Annotated in this window: 14 protein-coding genes and 1 pseudogene; 14 read left to right on the top strand and 1 reads right to left on the bottom strand. The window is 60.5% G+C overall.

What is annotated here, in order from left to right; translation table 11 throughout:
* The first annotated feature begins 232 nt into the window (after positions 1–232).
* The 11 genes from ACZ9BB_RS23240 (at position 233) to ACZ9BB_RS23190 (ending at position 14,501) form a co-directional block, all read left to right on the top strand.
* Positions 233–1,585 (top strand): TolC family outer membrane protein, encoded by a 1,353-nt coding sequence (locus ACZ9BB_RS23240; protein WP_476216562.1) that lies wholly within the window; start codon positions 233–235, stop codon positions 1,583–1,585.
* Between the two features lie 39 nt (positions 1,586–1,624).
* Entirely contained in the window at positions 1,625–3,781 is a 2,157-nt protein-coding gene (locus tag ACZ9BB_RS23235; protein ID WP_476216560.1) for a type I secretion system permease/ATPase, read from the top strand.
* Positions 3,771–5,138, top strand: a complete 1,368-nt coding sequence (locus ACZ9BB_RS23230; RefSeq protein WP_305479589.1) for an HlyD family type I secretion periplasmic adaptor subunit — start codon at positions 3,771–3,773, stop codon at positions 5,136–5,138. The genes ACZ9BB_RS23235 and ACZ9BB_RS23230 overlap by 11 nt, the downstream gene beginning before the upstream one ends.
* Before the next feature lie 307 nt (positions 5,139–5,445).
* Complete coding sequence (locus tag ACZ9BB_RS23225; protein WP_476216556.1) at positions 5,446–6,357, top strand: TauD/TfdA dioxygenase family protein; 912 nt, start codon at positions 5,446–5,448, stop codon at positions 6,355–6,357.
* Positions 6,358–6,372: 15 nt separating this feature from the next.
* Positions 6,373–7,398: an ABC transporter substrate-binding protein gene (locus tag ACZ9BB_RS23220; protein WP_476216554.1), complete on the top strand. Its 1,026-nt coding sequence runs from the start codon at positions 6,373–6,375 to the stop codon at positions 7,396–7,398.
* A gap of 5 nt (positions 7,399–7,403) precedes the next feature.
* Positions 7,404–8,264 (top strand): ABC transporter ATP-binding protein, encoded by an 861-nt coding sequence (locus ACZ9BB_RS23215; RefSeq protein WP_476216552.1) that lies wholly within the window; start codon positions 7,404–7,406, stop codon positions 8,262–8,264.
* Positions 8,265–8,283: 19 nt separating this feature from the next.
* Complete coding sequence (locus ACZ9BB_RS23210; protein WP_476216550.1) at positions 8,284–9,150, top strand: ABC transporter permease; 867 nt, start codon at positions 8,284–8,286, stop codon at positions 9,148–9,150.
* Positions 9,151–9,243: 93 nt separating this feature from the next.
* Positions 9,244–10,170: a LysR family transcriptional regulator gene (locus tag ACZ9BB_RS23205; protein ID WP_476216549.1), complete on the top strand. Its 927-nt coding sequence runs from the start codon at positions 9,244–9,246 to the stop codon at positions 10,168–10,170.
* Positions 10,171–10,297: 127 nt separating this feature from the next.
* Positions 10,298–11,836 (top strand): MFS transporter, encoded by a 1,539-nt coding sequence (locus tag ACZ9BB_RS23200; RefSeq protein ID WP_476216548.1) that lies wholly within the window; start codon positions 10,298–10,300, stop codon positions 11,834–11,836.
* A gap of 26 nt (positions 11,837–11,862) precedes the next feature.
* On the top strand, positions 11,863–12,927 hold the full coding sequence (locus tag ACZ9BB_RS23195) for an HlyD family secretion protein (RefSeq protein ID WP_476216546.1): 1,065 nt from the start codon (positions 11,863–11,865) through the stop codon (positions 12,925–12,927).
* On the top strand, positions 12,924–14,501 hold the full coding sequence (locus ACZ9BB_RS23190; protein WP_476216544.1) for an efflux transporter outer membrane subunit: 1,578 nt from the start codon (positions 12,924–12,926) through the stop codon (positions 14,499–14,501). The genes ACZ9BB_RS23195 and ACZ9BB_RS23190 overlap by 4 nt, the downstream gene beginning before the upstream one ends.
* Here the strand turns inward: ACZ9BB_RS23190 and ACZ9BB_RS23185 are convergent.
* A pseudogene (locus ACZ9BB_RS23185) lies at positions 14,482–15,167 on the bottom strand (NYN domain-containing protein). The gene ACZ9BB_RS23190 and the pseudogene ACZ9BB_RS23185 overlap by 20 nt on opposite strands.
* Positions 15,168–15,667: 500 nt before the next feature.
* Here ACZ9BB_RS23185 and ACZ9BB_RS23180 point away from each other — a divergent pair.
* Genes ACZ9BB_RS23180 through ACZ9BB_RS23170 form a run of 3 tightly spaced genes read left to right on the top strand, consistent with a single transcriptional unit; the run spans position 15,668 to position 19,863 of the window.
* A complete protein-coding gene (locus ACZ9BB_RS23180) occupies positions 15,668–16,450 on the top strand; it encodes an efflux RND transporter periplasmic adaptor subunit (RefSeq protein ID WP_476216542.1) in 783 nt (260 codons plus the stop codon).
* Complete coding sequence (locus ACZ9BB_RS23175; RefSeq protein ID WP_476216540.1) at positions 16,447–17,766, top strand: efflux RND transporter periplasmic adaptor subunit; 1,320 nt, start codon at positions 16,447–16,449, stop codon at positions 17,764–17,766. The genes ACZ9BB_RS23180 and ACZ9BB_RS23175 overlap by 4 nt, the downstream gene beginning before the upstream one ends.
* On the top strand, positions 17,767–19,863 hold the full coding sequence (locus ACZ9BB_RS23170; RefSeq protein ID WP_476216538.1) for a site-2 protease family protein: 2,097 nt from the start codon (positions 17,767–17,769) through the stop codon (positions 19,861–19,863).
* Positions 19,864–19,865 lie beyond the last annotated feature (2 nt).

Below are 19,865 nucleotides of genomic sequence, written 5' to 3'. Positions count from 1 at the left end.
GGCTATGCTTTTTCGAAATTAACTTTATGTCAAACTATTGACCTTATCGGAGTCATCCTAAACAATCGTCCCAGTAATGTCACATTGATATTTAAGCGGTGACCTGTTCTACAGTGTGTGACCCAGTTCCGATTTTGAACTTTCCGACATACGGTCATTCCGGTTGCCATCATGCGATGCAGTGCCACGTTCTGCAGTGATTCACGACAAGAAGTCCCGGGAAATTCCAACTATGCGTTTGCACCTGTTCAAGGTTCTACCCTTCGCCCTTGCCGCCAGCTTTGTTCAGGCACAAAGCCTTCCGCAGGCCATGCAGCAGGCACTGGATGTCCATCCGGAAATCCAGGCAGGGGTCAACAGTCGGCTGGCCGCGGATTATCAGTTAAAGGCAGCCAAAGGTGGATACCTGCCACGGGTCGATCTGCTGGGCGGTTATGGTCGCGAAGGCACCGACAGCGTCACCACCCGCGCCGCTGGCAACAACAATCACTGGGAAACGCTGAACCGCAGCGAGTCAAGCTTACGTCTGTCGCAGATGGTGTTTGACGGTTTTGCGACGTCTAGCGAAGTCGGGCGTCAACAAGCCACCGTTAATTCCCGCGCCTATTCCTTGCTGGGTACCTCGGAGCGCACCGCGTTGACCGTCGCTCAGGTCTATCTCGACGTGCTGACCCGCCGCGAATTCGTGCGCCTGGCCGAAGACAACCTGAAGAACCATGAACGGATTTTTGACCAGATCAAGTTGCGCACCCAGCGCGGCGTAGGCAGTGGCGCCGATCTTGATCAAGCCGAAGCGCGTATGGCCCAGGCCCGCAACAATCTGCTCACGGAGCAGACCAACCTGGCTGACGCCGAAACCAACTTCCTCAGCGCCGTCGGCCAGATGCCCGATCAACTGGAACGGCCTGCCGATTTCATGGCGCTGTTGCCGGCCAACCTGAATGAAGCCCGGGCGCAGATGCTGGAAAACAGCCCGATCCTGCGCTCCGCCGAATCCGATATCGCTGCTGCCGAGAAGCAGTACGAAGCGGCCAAGTCGAGCTTCTACCCGCGCTTCGATGCCGAATTGGGTCGTACCGCCGACAACGATCTCGACGGTCAGAACGGTCACAACAACGAATGGCAGGCCATGCTGCGCATGCGCTTCAACTTGTTCGCCGGTGGCAGCAACAAGGCTGACCTGGAATCCAAGTCCTACCTGTCGAACCAGGCGCTGGATATTCGCAACAACGCCTTGCGCGTGTTGAACGAAGAGCTGGGCCTGGCCTGGAATGCCCTGAACAACGCCAATGCCCAGGTGCCGATCGCCCAGCAATATGTCGACCACAGCACCAGTGTGCGCAGTGCTTATCAAAAGCAGTTCAGCCTCGGCGAACGCACCTTGCTCGATCTGCTCGACAGTGAAAACGAGCTGTTCAGCGCTTCCCGTCGGCTGGCCGAGATCAAGAACATTCAGTTATTTACTCAGTACCGAATCAAGGCGACCATGGGCGAATTGCTCAAAAGTCAGGGTGTAGTCGCACCGTTGGCGTCCGTTGTGCAGAACGACGTGAAGCCCAAGGTCCAGTTGCCCGGGATGAATTGAGTCCTGCCCCCTTTCAATCGTTAGCCAAGAGTGTCGAGCGTGGAATCAGAAGTCAGTCGAGTTCAACTCATTCATGATCCACGCGCGCTGCATGACGATCCGTTACTGGACGGCCTGCTAGCCCTTTGCACTTTGCATCAGAAGCCGGCCAGCGCGGCGATGCTGACCACCGGCCTGCCGTTGCCCAAACAACGCCTGAGCGTCGAATTGCTACCCCGCGCGGCCGCTCGCGCGGGGCTGCAAGGGCGGGTGTTGCAACGCAAATTGGAGCAGATTCCGGCGATCGCCATGCCGGCGCTGTTGTTGCTCAAGGACGGACGCAGTGCGGTGCTGCTTGGCTGGAAGGGTGAAGACCAGGCTCGCTTGCTACTCAGCGAAAGCGATGGCGGTGAAGTTTGCGTCGATCGTGAACTGCTCGCCGACGACTACATAGGCAAAGTCTTCTTCGCCCAACCCCAACACAAATTCGACGTCAACCACGGCACGCTGATCCCGCGCGCGCGTTCGTGGTTTCGCGACACCCTCAAGCGTTCTCGCTGGCTGTACGTCGACGCCATCGCTGCCAGTTTCCTGATCAATATCATCGCCATGGCCGCGCCGCTGTTCGTGATGAATGTCTACGATCGTGTGGTGCCGAACCAGGCCGAATCGACCCTATGGGTCCTGGCCATCGGCATCACCGGTGCTTATGTATTCGACCTGATCCTCAAGAGCCTGCGCAGCCTGTGCCTGGACCTGGCCGGCAAGAAAACCGACCTGATCATTTCAGCGACGCTGTTCGAGCGCATCGTCGGCATGGCCATGAAGTACCGTCCGGCCCGGGTCGGCAGCTTCGCCCAGAACATTCATGAGTTCCAGAGCCTGCGGGACTTCCTCGCGTCGCTGACCCTCACCAGCCTGATCGACCTGCCGTTTACCTTGCTGATCTTCATGGTCATCGCGATCCTCGGTGGGCATCTGGTGTGGATTCCAGTGCTGGCGTTCCCGATTGCCTTGCTGATTGGTTATGCCCTGCAGAAGCCGCTGGTGGCGACCATGGAACGAACCATGGCTCTGGGCGCCGAGCGCCAGTCGAGCCTGATCGAAACCCTCGCCGGCCTCGATGCGGTAAAGGTCAACAACGCCGAAAGCGAACGCCAGTATCAATGGGAGCAGACCATCGGCACCCTCAGTCGCCTTGAACTGCGGGTGAAAATGCTGTCCGGTCTGGCGATGAACATCACCTTGCTGATCCAGCAGCTGGCCGGGGTGATCATGATCGTCTTCGGCGTGTACCAGATCATTGCCGGCAACCTGAGCATGGGCGGTTTGATCGCCTGTTACATGCTCAGCGGTCGTGCCCTCAGCCCACTGGCTTCGCTGTCCGGTCTACTGACCCGCTATCAGCAAGCCCGGGTGACCATGACCTCGGTCGATCAGATGATGGAGCTGCCCCAGGAGCGCAATTTCGACGAACGCCCGCTGAGCCGTAAGGTCCTGCAAGGCGCCATTGAATGCCGTCAGCTGACCTTCACTTATCCGAATCAGCAGAACCCCGCGCTGAAGGGCATCAACCTGGTCATCAAGCCGGGCGAAAAGATCGGCATCATCGGCCGCAGCGGCTCGGGCAAAAGCTCCCTGGCCAAACTGCTGGTGGGGCTCTATCAGCCGGACGACGGCGCGCTGCTGGTGGATGGTGTGGATATCCGGCAGATTGACGTCAGCGAACTGCGCCACAACATCGGCTACGTGCCTCAGGACATCCAGTTGCTCGCCGGTACGTTGCGCGACAACCTGGTGTCGGGCGCGCGCTATGTCGAAGACGAACTGGTGCTGCAAGCCGCGGAACTGGCCGGCGTCCACGAGTTTGCCCGTCTGCACCCGCAAGGTTATGAACTGCAAGTCGGTGAGCGTGGGCAGAACCTGTCTGGCGGTCAGCGCCAGAATGTCGCCCTGGCCCGAGCGCTACTACTCAATCCGCCGATCCTGTTGCTGGACGAACCCACCAGCGCCATGGACAACACCGGCGAAGAGCGCCTCAAGCAACGCCTCGCTGCCGTGGTGGAAAACAAGACTGTGGTGCTGGTGACGCACCGGGCTTCGCTGTTGTCGCTGGTGGATCGCCTGCTGGTGATCGACCGCGGGCAGATTCTCGCCGATGGCCCAAAAGCCGCCGTGATGGAAGCGTTGAAAAAGGGGCAGATCAGTGTTGCTTAAGTCCGGGGTCAAAGAATCCATCCGCCGCTACTTCAAAGGCTCCGCGTCGCTGCAAGGCCAGCCCCTTCCCGAGGTCAACAAAGCGCTGATCGAGGACGCCCCGCGCGTGGTGCGGTTGACGATCTGGGCGATCATCGGCTTCTTCGTGTTCCTGATGCTCTGGGCCAACTTCGCGGTGATCGATGAAGTCACCAAGGGCGACGGCAAGGCGATTCCGTCGTCGAAGATCCAGAAAATCCAGAACCTTGAGGGCGGTATTGTTTCCGAGCTGTTCGTCAAGGAAGGGCAAATCGTCGAGGCTGGCGCGCCGCTGATACGTCTGGACGACACACGGTTTGCCTCCAACGTTGGCGAAACTGAAGCCGATCGGCTGTCGATGCTGTTGCGCGTTGAGCGCTTGAGCGCCGAGGTCGATGACCGCCCGTTGAATTTCCCTGCCGATGTGCTCAAAGCCGTGCCCGGCCAAGCTGCCAGCGAACAGTCGTTGTACATCAGTCGTCGTCAGCAACTGCACGATGAGATCGGTGGCTTGCAGGAGCAGTTGATCCAGAAGCAGCAGGAGCTGCGCGAGTTCACCTCCAAGCAGGCTCAGTATCGCAGCGGTCTGTCCTTGCAGCGTCAGGAAATCGCCATGTCCGAGCCGTTGGTGGCTCAGGGCGCGGTGTCCCCGGTTGAGGTTTTGCGACTCAAGCGTGCCGAGGTCGAAACCCGCGGCCAACTGGACGCCACCACCCTGGCGATTCCTCGCGCCGAATCGGCGATCAAGGAAGTTCAGCGCAAGATCGACGAGACTCGAGGCAAATTCCGTAGTGAAGCGCTGACTCAACTCAACGAAGCGCGTACCGACCTGAACAAGGCCCAGGCCACGGGCAAGGCGCTGGAAGACCGGGTCAGCCGGACGCTGGTCACTTCGCCGGTGCGCGGTATCGTCAACAAGTTGCTGGTCAACACCATCGGCGGCGTGATCCAGCCGGGCAGCGACCTGGTGGAGATCGTGCCACTGGATGACACCTTGCTGGTAGAAGCCAAAATTCGCCCGCAAGACATCGCCTTTCTGCATCCGGGGCAGGACGCCACGGTGAAGTTCACGGCCTACGACTACACCATTTATGGCGGTCTGAAAGCCAAGCTGGAGCAGATCGGTGCCGACACCATCACCGATGAAGACAAGAAGACCACTTACTACATCATCAAACTGCGCACCGAGCGCAGCCACCTCGGGACGGATGAAAAGCCGTTGCTGATCATTCCGGGGATGGTGGCGTCGGTGGATATCATTACCGGCAAGAAGACCGTGCTCAGTTATTTGCTCAAGCCGATTATCCGGGCTCGTGCCGAGGCGCTGCACGAGCGGTAAGACGCTAAACCTGTGGCGAGGGAGCTTGCTCCCGCTGGGGCGCGAAGCGGCCCCCTCTTTATCAAAAAAAGGGACTGCTACGCAGTCCAGCGAGAGCAAGCTCCCTCGCCACAAGTTACTCATCGCCTGTTCGGCCATATCGTTATTCGCTAACGGTATTTAAATTTCAATTCTTATAGCTATAAAGTCACTCCTCTGCGTACCTGCCGACCAATCGGCGCGCCGCACGACACGAACCAACACGGGACCTCCGTGAGTTTCTGATCGATGCGCGCCCTTGAGCGCGCTGTGCGTGGGAGTGATTTTTATGTCAGCTGTCTCTTTTTCTCCAAAGCCTGCGTCAACCAGCGTCGCCGCTATCGCGTCACAATCCTTCGAAATCCGCCCGTTCAGCGGCGCCGTCGGTGCTGAAATCATCGGCCTGGATCTGTCCCGCCCGATCAACAACCGGGATTTTGCCCGTGTCCATCGTGCGCACCTGGATCATCACGTGGTGGTGTTCCGCGACCAGCGCATTACTCCCGAACAGCAGATCGCCTTCAGCCGCCGTTTCGGTGTGTTGCAGATCCATGTACTCAAGCAATTCCTGCTGGCCGGGCATCCGGAAATTCTCATCGTTTCGAACATCATCGAGAACGGCCAATCCATCGGCCTCGGGGATGCCGGCAAGTTCTGGCACTCGGACCTTTCCTATAAAGAGCTACCAAGCCTGGGCTCGATGCTGCATGCCCAAGAGCTGCCGTCCGAAGGTGGCGACACGCTGTTCGCCGACATGCATAAAGCCTGGGACAACCTGCCCGAGGCGCTGCGCAAAGCCGTCAAAGGTCGTTCGGCCGCGCACTCCTACACGGCGCGCTACAGCGAGAGCAAATTCGAGGGCAACTGGCGCCCGACGCTGACGCCAGAGCAGCTCGCTCAGGTTGCCGAAGTCGTTCACCCCATTGTCCGCACCCATCCGGAAAGCGGCCGCAAGGCGTTGTTCGTCAGTGAAGGCTTCACCACCCGCATCGTCGGTTTGCCGGAAGACGAGAGCAAACAGTTGCTCGACGAGCTCTACGCCCACAGCGTGCAGCCGCAAAACATTTATCGCCATCAATGGCAGGCCCATGACTTGGTGTTCTGGGACAACCGCTCGCTGATCCACCTCGCCGCCGGATGCCCCAGCCATCTGCGCCGCAAGCTGTATCGCACCACTATCCAGGGCGACGCGCCTTTCTGATTTCGGAGAACCCAAATGTCCAAACGTCTTCCATTCGCACCCTTGGCTGCCGCCATCGGCTTGGCTTTCAGCTTGCTCGCCGGTAGTTTGGTAGCGCCGACCGTGGCTCACGCCGAAGGTGAAATTCGCATCGCTGAACAATTCGGCATTGTTTATCTGCTGCTCAACGTGGTGCGCGATCAGAACCTGATCGAGAAGTACGGCAAGCAGGAAGGCATCGACATCAAGGTCGACTGGACTCAGCTCTCCGGTGGGGCGGCAGTCAACGATGCGCTGCTCTCCGGTTCCATCGACATTGCCGGTGCTGGCGTCGGCCCGCTGCTGACCATCTGGGACCGCACGCATGGCAAGCAGAACGTCAAGGCCGTGGCGTCCCTGGGTAACTTCCCTTATTACCTGGTGAGCAATAATCCCAAGGTCAAAACCATTGCCGACTTCACCGAGAAGGACCGCATTGCGGTGCCGGCGGTCGGGGTGTCGGTGCAGTCGCGTTTCCTGCAATACGCGGCCGCCAAGCAGTGGGGTGACAAGGAATTCAATCGCCTCGACAAGTACACCATTGCCGTTCCGCACCCGGATGCCACCGCGGCATTGATCGCCGGCGGCACCGAGTTGAGCGGGCACTTCTCCAACCCGCCGTTCCAGGATCAGGCGCTGGAAAACCCCAACGTGCACGTGGTGCTGAACACCTATGACCTGCTCGGCCCGAACTCGCCGACCGTCCTATTCGCCACCGAGAAATTCCGCAACGAGAACCCGAAAACCTACAAGGCATTTGTCGACGCGCTCACCGAAGCGGCGCAATTTGCCCAGAACGATAAAGGCGCGGCGGCCGACACTTACATCCGTGTCACCAAGGCAAAAATCGACCGCACGGCGTTGCTGAAGATCATCGACAACCCGCAGTTCGAATTCAGCGTCACGCCGAAAAATACTTACCCGCTGGCCGAGTTTCTTTACCGCGTCGGTGCGATCAAAAACAAACCGGATTCATGGAAGGATTACTTCTTCCAGGACGCCAAACCACTGCAAGGGAGCTGACCGACATGAACGCCCCTTTGCAAGGCCACACGGCCAGCAATCCGATCGCGGCAGCTCAAGCGCTGCTGTCGGTCGATAAGGTCAGCCTGGAATACCGCACGCCTGCGCGTGTGGTTCGAGCGACCCATCAGGTCAGTTTCGAGATCGACCCGGCAGACCGCTTTGTATTGCTCGGCCCGTCGGGCTGCGGCAAATCGACGTTGCTCAAGGCCGCCGCCGGGTTCATCCAGCCGGTGGAAGGCGAGATTCGTCTTCAGGGTCAGCGCATCGATGCACCGGGGCCGGACCGGATCGTGGTGTTCCAGGAGTTCGATCAACTGCCGCCGTGGAAAACCGTCAAACAGAACGTGATGTTTGCGCTGCTCGCTTCCAAAACCCTCAAGCGCAAGGAAGCTGAAGAGCGGGCGCTGCACTATCTGGACAAGGTCGGGCTGGCGGCGTTTGCCGATGCCTATCCGCATACCTTGTCCGGCGGCATGAAGGCTCGCGTAGCCATTGCTCGCGCCTTGGCCATGCAGCCGAAAATTTTGTTGATGGACGAGCCCTTCGCCGCCCTCGATGCGCTGACCCGGCGCAGGATGCAGGAAGAGTTGCTGCTGCTCTGGGAAGAGGTGCGTTTCACGCTGTTGTTCGTCACCCATTCCATCGAAGAAGCGCTGGTGGTGGGCAACCGGATTTTGCTGCTGTCGCCCCATCCGGGGCGGGTGCGGGCGGAGGTCCACAGCCATCAATACGATTTGCACAGTTTGGGTGGCTTGGCATTTCAGGCGTCGGCACGGCGGATTCATCGGCTGTTGTTCGATGAAGGTCAGTCCCCGGAAACCGAGCGTGAGCTGGATTTCGCCGACATTCGCATCGCTTATTGAGCCATTGGAGGATTGCCCGATGAGCCATTCATCGTCTGCGCGTGAAGAGTTCGAAATTGTTTTGCAACCGCTGACCAGCGTACCGCTGGAGCGTGAATTACCGCTCGGCCAGCGCCTCTGGCAGCAGGGCTGGCTGCGTAAAAGCCTGATCCTGATTTTGCTCGCGGTGCTTTGGGAAGCCGTCGCCCGTTATCAGAACAACGACCTGCTGCTGCCGAGTTTTTTGCAAACCGCCAGTGCGCTGCACGATGGCCTGCTCAGCGGCGAACTGCTGGGCAAGGTGTGGATTTCGTTGGTGGTTTTGCTCAAGGGTTATCTGATCGGCATCGCTCTGGCGTTTGTCCTGACGACGCTGGCGGTGTCGACCCGGTTCGGTCGCGATCTGCTGAGTACGCTGACCTCGATGTTCAACCCGTTGCCAGCCATTGCCCTGTTGCCGCTGGCGCTGCTGTGGTTCGGGCTGGGGCAGAACAGCCTGATTTTTGTCTTGGTGCATTCGGTGCTCTGGGCGTTGGCCTTGAACACCTATGCCGGGTTTCTCGGGGTCTCGGAAACTCTGCGCATGGCCGGGCGTAATTACGGCCTCAAGGGCATGCGTTTCGTGTTGTTCATCCTGGTCCCGGCCGCGCTGCCGTCGATCCTCGCCGGGTTGAAAATCGGCTGGGCTTTCGCCTGGCGTACGCTGATTGCCGCCGAACTGGTGTTCGGCGCTACCAGCGGCAAGGGTGGTTTGGGCTGGTACATCTTCCAGAACCGTAATGAGCTGTACACCGACAAAGTCTTCGCCGGGTTGGCGGTGGTGATCCTGATTGGATTGCTGGTGGAGAACCTGGTGTTTGATACGTTGGAGCGGGTAACTGTTAAGCGTTGGGGAATGCAGCGGTAGGTTCTGGGGTGTCTGGTCTGGCCGGCACATCAGCCAAGGGATGTTTGCTAGCATTGCGTCTGAATCAATCCACATCAGACACGAGTGCTCAGCATGCAACTCCCGGACATGAACCTGTTGGTCGCCCTCGACGCCTTGCTCGACGAGGGCAGTGTGGTGGGTGCCGCGCGGCGGATGAACCTCAGCCCGGCGGCGATGAGCCGGACGCTGACGCGGATTCGCGAGGCCATCGGCGACCCGATTCTGGTGCGCGCCGGGCGTGGCCTGGTGCCGACGCCCAAGGCGCTGGAGTTGCGCGAGCAGGTGCGGGATCTGGTGGAGCAGGCTGCTTTGCTGTTCCGCTCTGCCGACGACGTGGACCTGGGCAGTTTGCGCCGGCGGTTCAGCATTCGCGCCAATGATTTCTTTGTGGGCGTCTACGGCGGCAAGTTGTTCGACACGATGGAACGCCAGGCCCCGCATTGCGAATTGCGCTTTGTCCCTGAGGGCGATGGCGACGACGAAGCCTTGCGCGAAGGACGCATCGATCTGAGCGTCAGCAACAATCGGCCGCTGATGCCGGAAGTCAAAGTGCAGAACCTGTTTTCCACGCACTTTGTCGGGTTGGTGCGCGAAGACCATCCGCTGTTCGATGAAGAAATCACCGCCGAACGTTACGCAGGCTTTTCCCATATCAGCATGTCCCGTCGCGGGATCGCCCGCGGGCCCATAGATACGGCGCTCAACGCCCTGGGGCTGGAGCGGCGGGTAGCAGTGATTGCGCCGAGCTTCCATGCGGCGATGTTCGCCTTGCCGGATTCCGATCTGATTCTGCCGGTGCCCAAAGAGGCATTGCTGAGCGTGCGGCGCCTGGGCTTGAAGCTGCGCTCGTTCACCCTGCCGATTCCATTGCCAACCCTCATGCTGACCCAGGCCTGGCACCCGCGCTTCGATAAAGACCCGGCGCACCGATGGATGCGCGAGACGCTGAAGACTTGTTGTGATGAAACCTGGCTGGCTGCGCAGCCAACCTTAGGTTGATCACCGCTCCTACAGGGGGAGTGTATTGCTGCGTCAAGTGCACTTATAACTTGTCGATAAGTCAATTTTCGTAAGTTACCACGCTACCTAGAATGCTTCGGTATCCCCCTTCCGGAGCTTGCAGGACATGACTTCCCTCACGGTTGCGGCGCCTCTCGTCGCAGCCAACCCAGCAGCCGCCGTCGTACCACCGGTCTTCGGCCCGCGCATCATCATCGGTCTGGTGGGGGTGTTGCTGGCCGTGCTGGTGTCGGGCTTGAACGAGATGGTGACCAAGGTTGCGCTGGCTGATATCCGTGGTGCGTTGGCCATCGGTTACGACGAGGGTACCTGGCTGGTCGCCAGTTACACCGCGACCTCGGTGGCCGCCATGGCGTTTGCCCCTTGGTGTGCGGTGACGTTCTCGTTGCGGCGGTTCACCTTGTGCGCCATCAGTGCGTTCACCCTGTTGGGCGTGCTGTGCCCGTTTGCGCCGAATTACGAAAGCCTGCTGCTCATGCGCACCTTGCAAGGCCTGGCCGGCGGCGCATTGCCGCCGATGCTGATGACCGTCGCGCTGAGGTTCCTGCCAGCCAATGTAAAGCTCTATGGCCTGGCCGGTTATGCCCTGACGGCAACCTTCGGCCCTGGCCTCGGTACACCTCTGGCCGGGTTGTGGACCGAGTATGTCGGCTGGCAATGGACCTTCTGGCAAATCATCGTGCCGTGCCTGATTGCCATGGCGGCGGTGGCCTACGGTTTGCCCCAGGATCCGCTGCGTCTGGAACGCTTCAAGTCATTCAACTGGCGTGGCTTGCTGCTGGGGTTCCCGGCGATCTGCATGTTGGTGATCGGCATCCTGCAAGGCAATCGGCTGGACTGGTTCGAGTCGAGCCTGATTTGCGGACTGCTCGGCGGCGGGCTGCTGTTGTTGGTGCTGTTTCTGATCAATGAGTGGTCGCAACCGATTCCGTTTTTCAAGTTGCAGATGTTGGGTATCCGCAACCTGTCGTTCGCGCTGCTGACCTTGGCTGGCGTGCTAGTGGTATTGCTCGCGGTGGTCCTCATTCCCTCCAGTTACCTGGCTCAGGTCCAGGGTTATCGCCCGGTACAGACCGCGCCGATCATGCTGCTGGCGGCGCTGCCACAGTTGATCGCGCTGCCATTGGTGGCGGCGCTGTGCAACCTGCGTTGGGTCGATTGCCGCTGGGTGCTGGGGATCGGCCTGAGCATGCTGGCGTTGTCTTGCCTCGGCGGGTCGCAGCTGACGTCGGCATGGATTCGCGATGACTTCTACGTCCTGCAATGGCTGCAGATTTTTGGTCAGCCCATGGCCGTGCTGCCGCTGTTGATGCTCTCCACCGGCAGCATCACCCCCATGGAAGGGCCGTTCGCCTCGGCCTGGTTCAATACCGTGAAAGGCCTGGCGGCGGTGATCGCCACCGGTGTGATCGAGGCACTGACCACCGCAAGGCTGCATTTCCACTCGACCATGCTGGTGGACAGCCTCGGTAACTCACCCCTGGTCGACAGCAACAACGCAGGCCTGGCTCACCGACTGCATCAGCAAGCCGTGGTGCTGACTTCCTCCGATCTTTATCTGTGCATGGCCGGCGTCGCCGTGGCGCTGATCCTGCTGATTTTCTGGCTGCCGACGCGGATCTATCCACCGCGCGCGCCGACTTGAACGCTTGACTGAAACAGAAGGTTTTTATGACAACTCAATCAAAGCAAAAAATCGCCGTCAGTGTTGCCGCAGTGATGGCGGTCGGCGTGTTGATTTACCTGCTGGCGCCGGGCTTGTTCGGCAAGCGTACACAGCAGAGCACCAACGACGCCTTCGTCTCGGCGGACTTCACCCGGGTGGCACCGCGCGTGGCGGGGTTCATCAAGGACGTGCTGGTGGAGGACAACCAACAGGTCAAGGCCGGGCAGCTGTTGGCGTTGATCGACGACCGTGATCTGCGCGCTGCCGCTGAGGCTGCCGACGCGCAAACCCTGGTGGCCAGGGCGCAGCTGCAAAACGCTCGGGCAACCCTGGAGCGCCAGACGTCAGTGATCGCCCAGGCCCAGGCGACGGTGGTTTCGGCGAAGGCTGAAATGGCCTTTGCCGAGCATGAGCTGAACCGCTACAACCACCTCGCCGGGGTTGGCGCCGGCACGGTGCAGAATGCTCAGCAAGCGCGCACGCGCATCGATCAAGCCACCGCTCGATTGGCCAATGCCACGGCAGTGCTGGCGGCGGAACGCAAACAGGTGGAGATCCTGACTGCCCAGCGTGATGCAGCCGAAGGTGGGTTGAAACGGGCGCAAGCGGCGCTGGAAATGGCCAGCTATGAGCTGTCCTACACACGCATCGTTGCGCCTCAGGACGGCATGGTCGGCGAACGCGCGGTGCGGGTCGGTGCCTATGTCACACCGGGCAGCAAAATTCTGACCGTGGTGCCGTTGGAACGGGCTTATGTGGTCGCCAATTTTCAGGAAACCCAACTGACTGATGTGCAGCCGGGGCAGGACGTGCAAGTGCATGTCGACAGCCTTGGCGGCGAGGCCCTGCGTGGTCGCGTTGAAAGCATCGCACCGGCTACCGGCGTGACCTTCGCCGCGGTCAAGCCGGACAACGCCACCGGTAACTTCACCAAGGTTGTGCAACGGATTGCGGTGAAAATCATCCTCGACCCGGACCAGCCATTGGCCGAGCGGTTGCGGGTGGGGATGTCGGTGGAGGCGAGGATTGATACAGCAAGCGCCAGCGAGCATGAGGTTGCGCAACGATGAACTTTGTTAATCGCACATCCCTGTGGCGAGGGGGCTTGCCCCCGTTCGAGTGCGCAGCGCTCGCAAATTTTGGGTCCGCTACGCGGCCCAACGGGGGCAAGCCCCCTCGCCACAGGGTCAGCATTCATTCAGTAGCTTTTGTGTTGAGCCTGTTTTCATTGAGTGCCTGCACCGTCGGCCCGGACTTCCAGCGCCCTCAGGCGCAGCAAGTCGCCCAATGGTCGAAACCGGTCAACGCCGCCGCCAGTCAGGTCGTTCCCAACGAGATGGATGAACGCTGGTGGGAGGTATTTCACGATCCGAAACTCTCGGCCCTGACCCAACGTGCTCTGACCGACAACCTCGACCTGAAACTCGCCAGCAGCCGTTTGCAGCAAAGCCGAGCCGCGCGCCAGGTCATCACCGCCGACCGCTATCCCAACACCGCCGCCACCGGCAGCTACGGGCGTAAACACAACAGCGGTGAAGGCCTGAACGATCCGTCGGGCCACAACGGCGACGCGGCGTTCAACCTGTGGGACGCGGGCTTTTCCGCTTCCTGGGAACTGGATTTCTGGGGCCGTGTGCGCCGCGAAACCGAAGCCGCCGACGCCACCCTGGAAGTGGCGGAAAACGATCGCCGTGGAGTGCTGCTGTCAGTGCTTGCCGAAACCGCTCAGAACTACATTCAACTGCGCGGTGTGCAGAGTACGCGGGCCGTTACCGAGCAAAACCTCGACGTCGCCCGCCACAGCCTGAAACTCTCGCAACTGCGCCTGGCCGACGGCGTGGCGACGGATCTGGACGTCGCCGAAGCCGCTGCGCAAGTGGCGGCTATCGAATCACGTTTGCCGGCGCTGGAGCAGCGTCAGTCGCAACTGATCAACGCGCTGAGCCTGCTGATGGGCGAGCCGCCTCAAGCGCTGTCCGCCGAGTTATCCACAGACGCTCCTGTGCCGCAAACCCCGCGTCAGGTCGCCATCGGCTTGCCGTCGCAATTGGCCGAGCGCCGCCCCGACATACGTCAGGCCGAAGCGCGTCTGCATGCCGCTACCGCCAGCATCGGCGTGGCCAAGGGCGACTTTTATCCGCGGATCACCCTGTCGGGCAACGTCGGTTCGCAAGCCCTGCAACTGAGTGATTTCGGTTCCTGGGGTTCGCGCTCGTTCGGCATCGGTCCGCAATTGAGCCTGCCGCTGTTCGACGGTGGTCGCCTGCGCGGCGTGTTGCACCTGCGCGAAGCCCAACAACAGGAGGCAGCGCTGGCCTACCAGCAAACCGTGCTGCGGGCCTGGCACGAGATCGATGATCAACTCATCGCCTACAACGCCAGCCAACTGCGCCGCGACAGCCTCGCCGAAGCCGTGCGTCAAAACCAGATCGCCCTGCGCACCGCGCAACAGCAATACGTCGAAGGAGTAGTGGATTTCGTCAACGTCCTCACCGTGCAAGGCGAATTGCTGGCGACCCAGCAACAATGGGTCGAGAGTTCGACCGGGGTGTCGTTGGCGATGGTTGGTTTGTATAAGGCGTTGGGTGGGGGATGGGAGTCGGTGTATCCGGTGGTAGGCGCCGTTACCAATAATCCGGTTTGATCGCGGGTGTTTTATGAGTAGGCACACGAACTGGAAACTGGTGCGACTGAAGTTCTTCTGAGGTTACGACACGTCGCATCCAGTGTGAGTACTCCTTTAAGGAGCCAGGTGGTGAGCGTTTGAACTCGGTCCTGCATGGGAGAACAACGCCAATTATCATCTGCGGAAAATCCTCTCGGATGGCTTTTAATGCGGGAGCCATATCTGTGTCCCCGGAAACAAGAACGAGCTGTTGCGCTTTGCGTTGTGCTCGTTGGTTTCTCTCGCTGCGGTGCGATACATGCTTATTGCGATGTGGACGTCAGTTTCTTTCTCTTCGAGTTTCCAGATAGCGACTTTGTCCTGGCGTGACGCACCGATTTTTTTGTCGATAAAACGCGGCGCTCTTGCGGGTTCAAGTTGGTGGCGACCATAGTGAACGGACACATTATTGGCCTTGAGTGCTCGGACATAGGTGTCCTGAGCCTCCTTGGAAATTCTGCCGCGAGTAGCCAGCTCCGGCTTGACGGAGGAGGTGAAGTAATCCATTGAAACGAGTGAGCTTCGAGGATTTTCGATGTAGGCGATGTGGGCCAACAACTTTGGCAAATTCAGCCATTTGTAAGGAGTGCCTGCTAACAACCCGTAGAACACGTTGTAGCCGTCAACGAAGAACGCAGTACGCACAAATCCAATCCTCAGAAACGAAAAAACCGGCCTAAGCCGGTTTTTTCACCCCAACTGCCAGAGAACCTAATCTCTGCGTACGGGGTTGAGTAGTGGGTTGATCCTAAATTGAGTGCGTTAGCACGTCAACCCTCGACGGACCAAGGTTCTACTCGACTGGACGATTTCCAGTCGCCGGCCAACCAGTTTTGGGCATTTGCATGATCGATGGTCAAGGCATTCCCAGGTTCAATTATTTGTGATTGTTGCAGGGATAAGTTTGAAGCATCCGCCTGTCTCTAGATCGGCGAAGTGTCTATTGCCGTCTTCAGTTTAGGCTGAATGGATGTTCCTGATTTCATGTGGGATTTAATACCGATGCTCATTGCCCCAGAAATCAAACGACCGCCTTGAAAGTTTTATCCTTTTTGAAACATTACATTTCCAACCAATGATGGCCATCCGCTTGACGCTCACCCCGGCTGTCGTAGACTCCGCTCATCCGTCAGGGAGTTACGGTCATGCGGCGTTTTCGTGTTTGGGTTGCAGGATTAACCTTTGTAACGTGCGTAGTACAGGCGCAAACGCCCGCGCCTGACGATCCGCTGCTGGAAAATAGCGCGGTCGGCGGTAACGCATCAGCCAGCAGTGAAGCCCGTGGTGTGCTGCGAGCGCGGGATCAGGCGGTGCTCGCCAGCGAGTTGTCCGGGCGGATTGTCGAGTTGCCATTCAGTGAGGGCGAGTCGTTCAAAAAGGGCGACACCCTGGCGCGGTTCGACTGTTCGGCTTATCAGGCTCAGCTCAATGCGGCTCAGGCCGCCAGCCGTGGTGCTGGTGAGGAGCTGGCGCATAACAAACAACTGGCGGCGTTGAATTCAGTCGGGCGCTTTGAAGTGGCGCGGGCCGAGGCCAAGGTCAGCGAAACCCAGGCGCAATCTCAGGTTTATCAGGTTCAGGTCAAGCGTTGCAGCGTGATCGCGCCGTTCGATGGCCAGGTCGTCGAACGCAAGGTCAAGCGCTACGAGAGCGTTGCCGCCGGTACGCCGTTGCTGGACGTGGTCGATAACCGCACCCTGGAAATTCACCTGTTGGTTCCTTCGCGCTGGATGGCCAGACTCAAGCCCGGCCAGACGTTCAGTTTTGTCCCCGATGAAACCGGTCAGCCGCTGGATGCCACGATCAAACGCCTCGGTGCGCGGATCGATGAAGGCAGCCAGACCTTGCTGCTAGTGGCGACGCTGCCCAACGCCAACGGTCTGTTGGCCGGCATGAGCGGAACGGCACGTTTCGCGGAGCTCAAGTGAACGCCCCGGTAACGGGCGGCGCCGAGCAGGTGTTCGCCAGGTTTCTCGACCTTGAGCGCCAGACCCGCGCTGCCCGCACGCCTTCGCAACTGGCCTATAGCCTGGTCAATGACGGCCAGGCGCTATTCGGTTTCCGCCATGCCGCGCTGTTGATTGCCGGCAAGGTGCAGGCGGTGACCGGTGTCAGCGCCGTGGAACCGAATGCGCCGTTCGTGGCGTTTGTCGAGCAAGCGGTCGCGCAGCTGTTCAAGCTTGAGGTGCTGAAGCAGGCGCGAGTGATTGCGCCCGATCTCCTCAGCGAATCGATTCTGGCCGACTGGCAAAGTCTGTCAGCTGCTCAAGTGTTCTGGCTGCCGCTGATTGATCATCAAGGCGAAGTGTTCGGCGGTCTATGGCTGGCGCGGGATTTGCCGTGGAACCCTTCCGAGCAGGTGCTGCTGTCGCAACTGGGCGACACCTACAGCCATGCCTGGCTGGCGCAGCAACCACGCAAACCCTGGCGACTGCGCTGGACGCGCAAGCGCCAGGTGGCGCTGGTCGCCGTGTTGTTGCTCGGGCTACTGATTCCGGTGCGCCAATCGGTGCTGGCGCCGGCCGAAGTCGTCCCGCTGGGCGGCCGGGTGGTCGCCGCGCCGCTGGACGGGGTGATCGCCGAGTTTCTGGTCAAACCCAACCAGACAGTGAAAACCGGCGACCTGCTGCTGCGCTTCGAAAGCACCACGCTCAAGGCTCAGGCCGATGTGGCCGAGCGCGCCCTGGGCGTTGCCGAAGCAGAGCTCAAGGCCAATTCCCAACGCTCCTTCGCCGATGCCGAATCCAGTTCGAAAATCGATCTGCTGGCGGCGCGAGTCGAGCAGAAGCGCGCCGAGCGGGATTACGCCCGTGAGCTGCTCAAACGCAGCGAAGTACGCGCCGAGCGGGACGGCATCGCGGTGTTCGCCGACGCCGAACGCTGGACCGGCAAACCGGTGCAAACCGGCGAACGGCTGATGGACCTCGCTGACCCGAACCAAGCCGAGTTGCGCATCGAATTGGCCGTGGGCGATGCGATTTCCCTGGAGCCGGGGGCACAAGTCGCGCTGTTTCTCGACAGCGATCCGCTGCAGCGGCACCTGGCCAAGCTCGAACGTTCAGCCTACGAGGCGCAGCCCACTGCTGGCGGGCAATTGGCTTATCGACTGGATGCGACTTTCGACGCCGCACCACCGCGCATCGGTCTGCGTGGTACCGCGAAAATCTTTGGTGATCGTGCGCCGCTGGCGTTGTACCTGTTGCGCCGGCCGCTGGCCGGGTTACGCCAGAGCGTGGGTCTTTAGATGAGCCTGCCGAGCCTGCGGGCAGACCTGCAATTGTCGGCGGCGGCCCCGGCCCTCGACGGGTCGCCGTGCTGGACCCTGGCCGATCCGGTGCGTGGGCGCTATTTCAAACTTGGCGCGGCGGCGATGCGTTTACTGCGCCATTGGTCCCTGGGCGATCCCGAGCAAGTGCTGCGTGCCGCCAACCGCGAGCCGGGGCTGGCGCTCGATGGCGCGGCGCTTGAGCAATTGCTGGAGTTTTTGCGTGGCCACGACCTGATCAGCGCTCTCGATCCGTCGCAGCGCGCCAGTTACAGCCTGAAGGCCGCGGCCCAGCGCCAGAGCCTGTGGCAAATCCTGCTGCATCAATACCTGTTTTTCCGGATTCCGCTGTGGCGTCCGGACGCTTTTCTCAATCGCGCCTGGCCGTGGCTGGAGCGTTTCGGTCCGCGTGCGTTGCGCTACGGATTGCCCGTGACGCTGGGGCTCGGCGTGTTTCTGGTGTCGCGGGACTGGCAGCGGTTTATCGCCACTTTTCCGCACCTGTTCAGTCTCGGCGGTGCGCTGGCGTTCGCTGTGGCGTTGTTTTTCGCCAAGCTTTGCCACGAGTTCGGCCACGCTTTCATGGCCAAGCGCGCCGGTTGTCGAGTGCAGAGCATGGGCGTGGCGTTCATGGTGCTGCTGCCGATGTTTTACACGGACGTCAGCGACGCCTGGCGGGTCAACGATCGACGTGCGCGGTTGCTGATCGGTGCCGGCGGAGTGCTGGCGGAACTGGTATTGGCGTGTATCGCGCTGTTCGCCTGGTCATTGTTGCCTGACGGTCCTGGCCGCACGGCGGCGTTCATGCTCGCCAGTGCGACCTGGATCACCACGCTGGTGATCAACCTCAACCCGTTCATGCGTTTCGACGGCTACTTCTTGCTCAGTGATTTCTGGGAAGTGGACAACCTTCAGGGGCGGGCCTTTGCTTTGTGCCGTTGGCGTCTGCGCGAGTTTTTGTTCGGGTACGGGGCTGTCGCGCCGGAGCCTTGGTCGCCGAGGATGCAGCGGCGTTTGCTGATTTGGGGGTATGGCGCGTGGCTGTGGCGCGCGGCGTTGTTTTTCGGGATTGCGCTGGCGGTTTATCACCTGTTCTTCAAGGTGTTGGGGATCTTCCTGATGCTGGTGGAGCTGGTGTGGTTTATTTTCCTGCCGATCCTGAGCGAGTGGCGGCAATGGTGGAGCCGTCGCGAACAGGCGCATGCGCCTCGGGTACTGCTTAGCAGCCTGGCATTGCTTGGGCTGTTGTTGCTGCTGGCGTTGCCGTGGCGCAGCGCGGTGGAGTTGCCGACGATGCTTGAGGCTGGACGCGCCAGTGCCTTGCACGCGCCAGTGGCGGCACGGGTCAAAACGGTGAATGTGCATGACGGCCAGGTTGTTGCTCAAGGTGAGGTGCTGATCGAACTGGAGTCGCCGGATCTGGACTCACGTCAGGCCATCGTTCGTCGTGAGATCCAGATCCAGCAGTTGCAGATGCGTCGTCAGGCCGGCCGCAGCGAAACCGCCGCTGACGCCGGGATCGTCGAGCAGCGCCTGGCTGAAGCCGTGGCCGAATACCGAGGCTTGGTCGCCCAGCGCGAGCGTCTGCTATTGCGCGCGCCCCATGCCGGCAAGGTGCGTGATCTGCTGCCGCAGTTGACGGTCGGGCGCTGGCTTTCGACCAAAGAGCCCCTGGCGCGGGTGGTCGAAGACGGTACGCGGTTGCGCGGTTATCTGGCCGAAGCCGAACTCTGGCGTGTCGCCCCGGGGGCCAGTGGACGGTTCATCGCCGACGACCCGATGCACCCGGCGATCGCCGTGCAATTGACCGAAATCGATACCAACGGCGCGGCTTATGTCGACCAGGAAGCGCTGACCTCCGATCACCATGGGCCGATTGCCGTGCGCCGCGATCAGCATCAGCGCGCCGAGCCGGTACAGGCGCAGTACGGCGCGCGGTTGAGCATCCTCGAAAACACCCCGACACAGGTGCAACCCTTGCGCGGCATTGTGGTGCTGCAGGGCCATGGTGAGTCGTTGCTGGGTGTTGCCTGGCGACGCATGGCGGCCCTGGGGGTCAGGGAAAGCGGTTTCTAAGG

Source organism: Pseudomonas sp. TE3552 (assembly GCF_056278945.1).
This window is presented reverse-complemented; position numbering and strand designations above follow the sequence as displayed.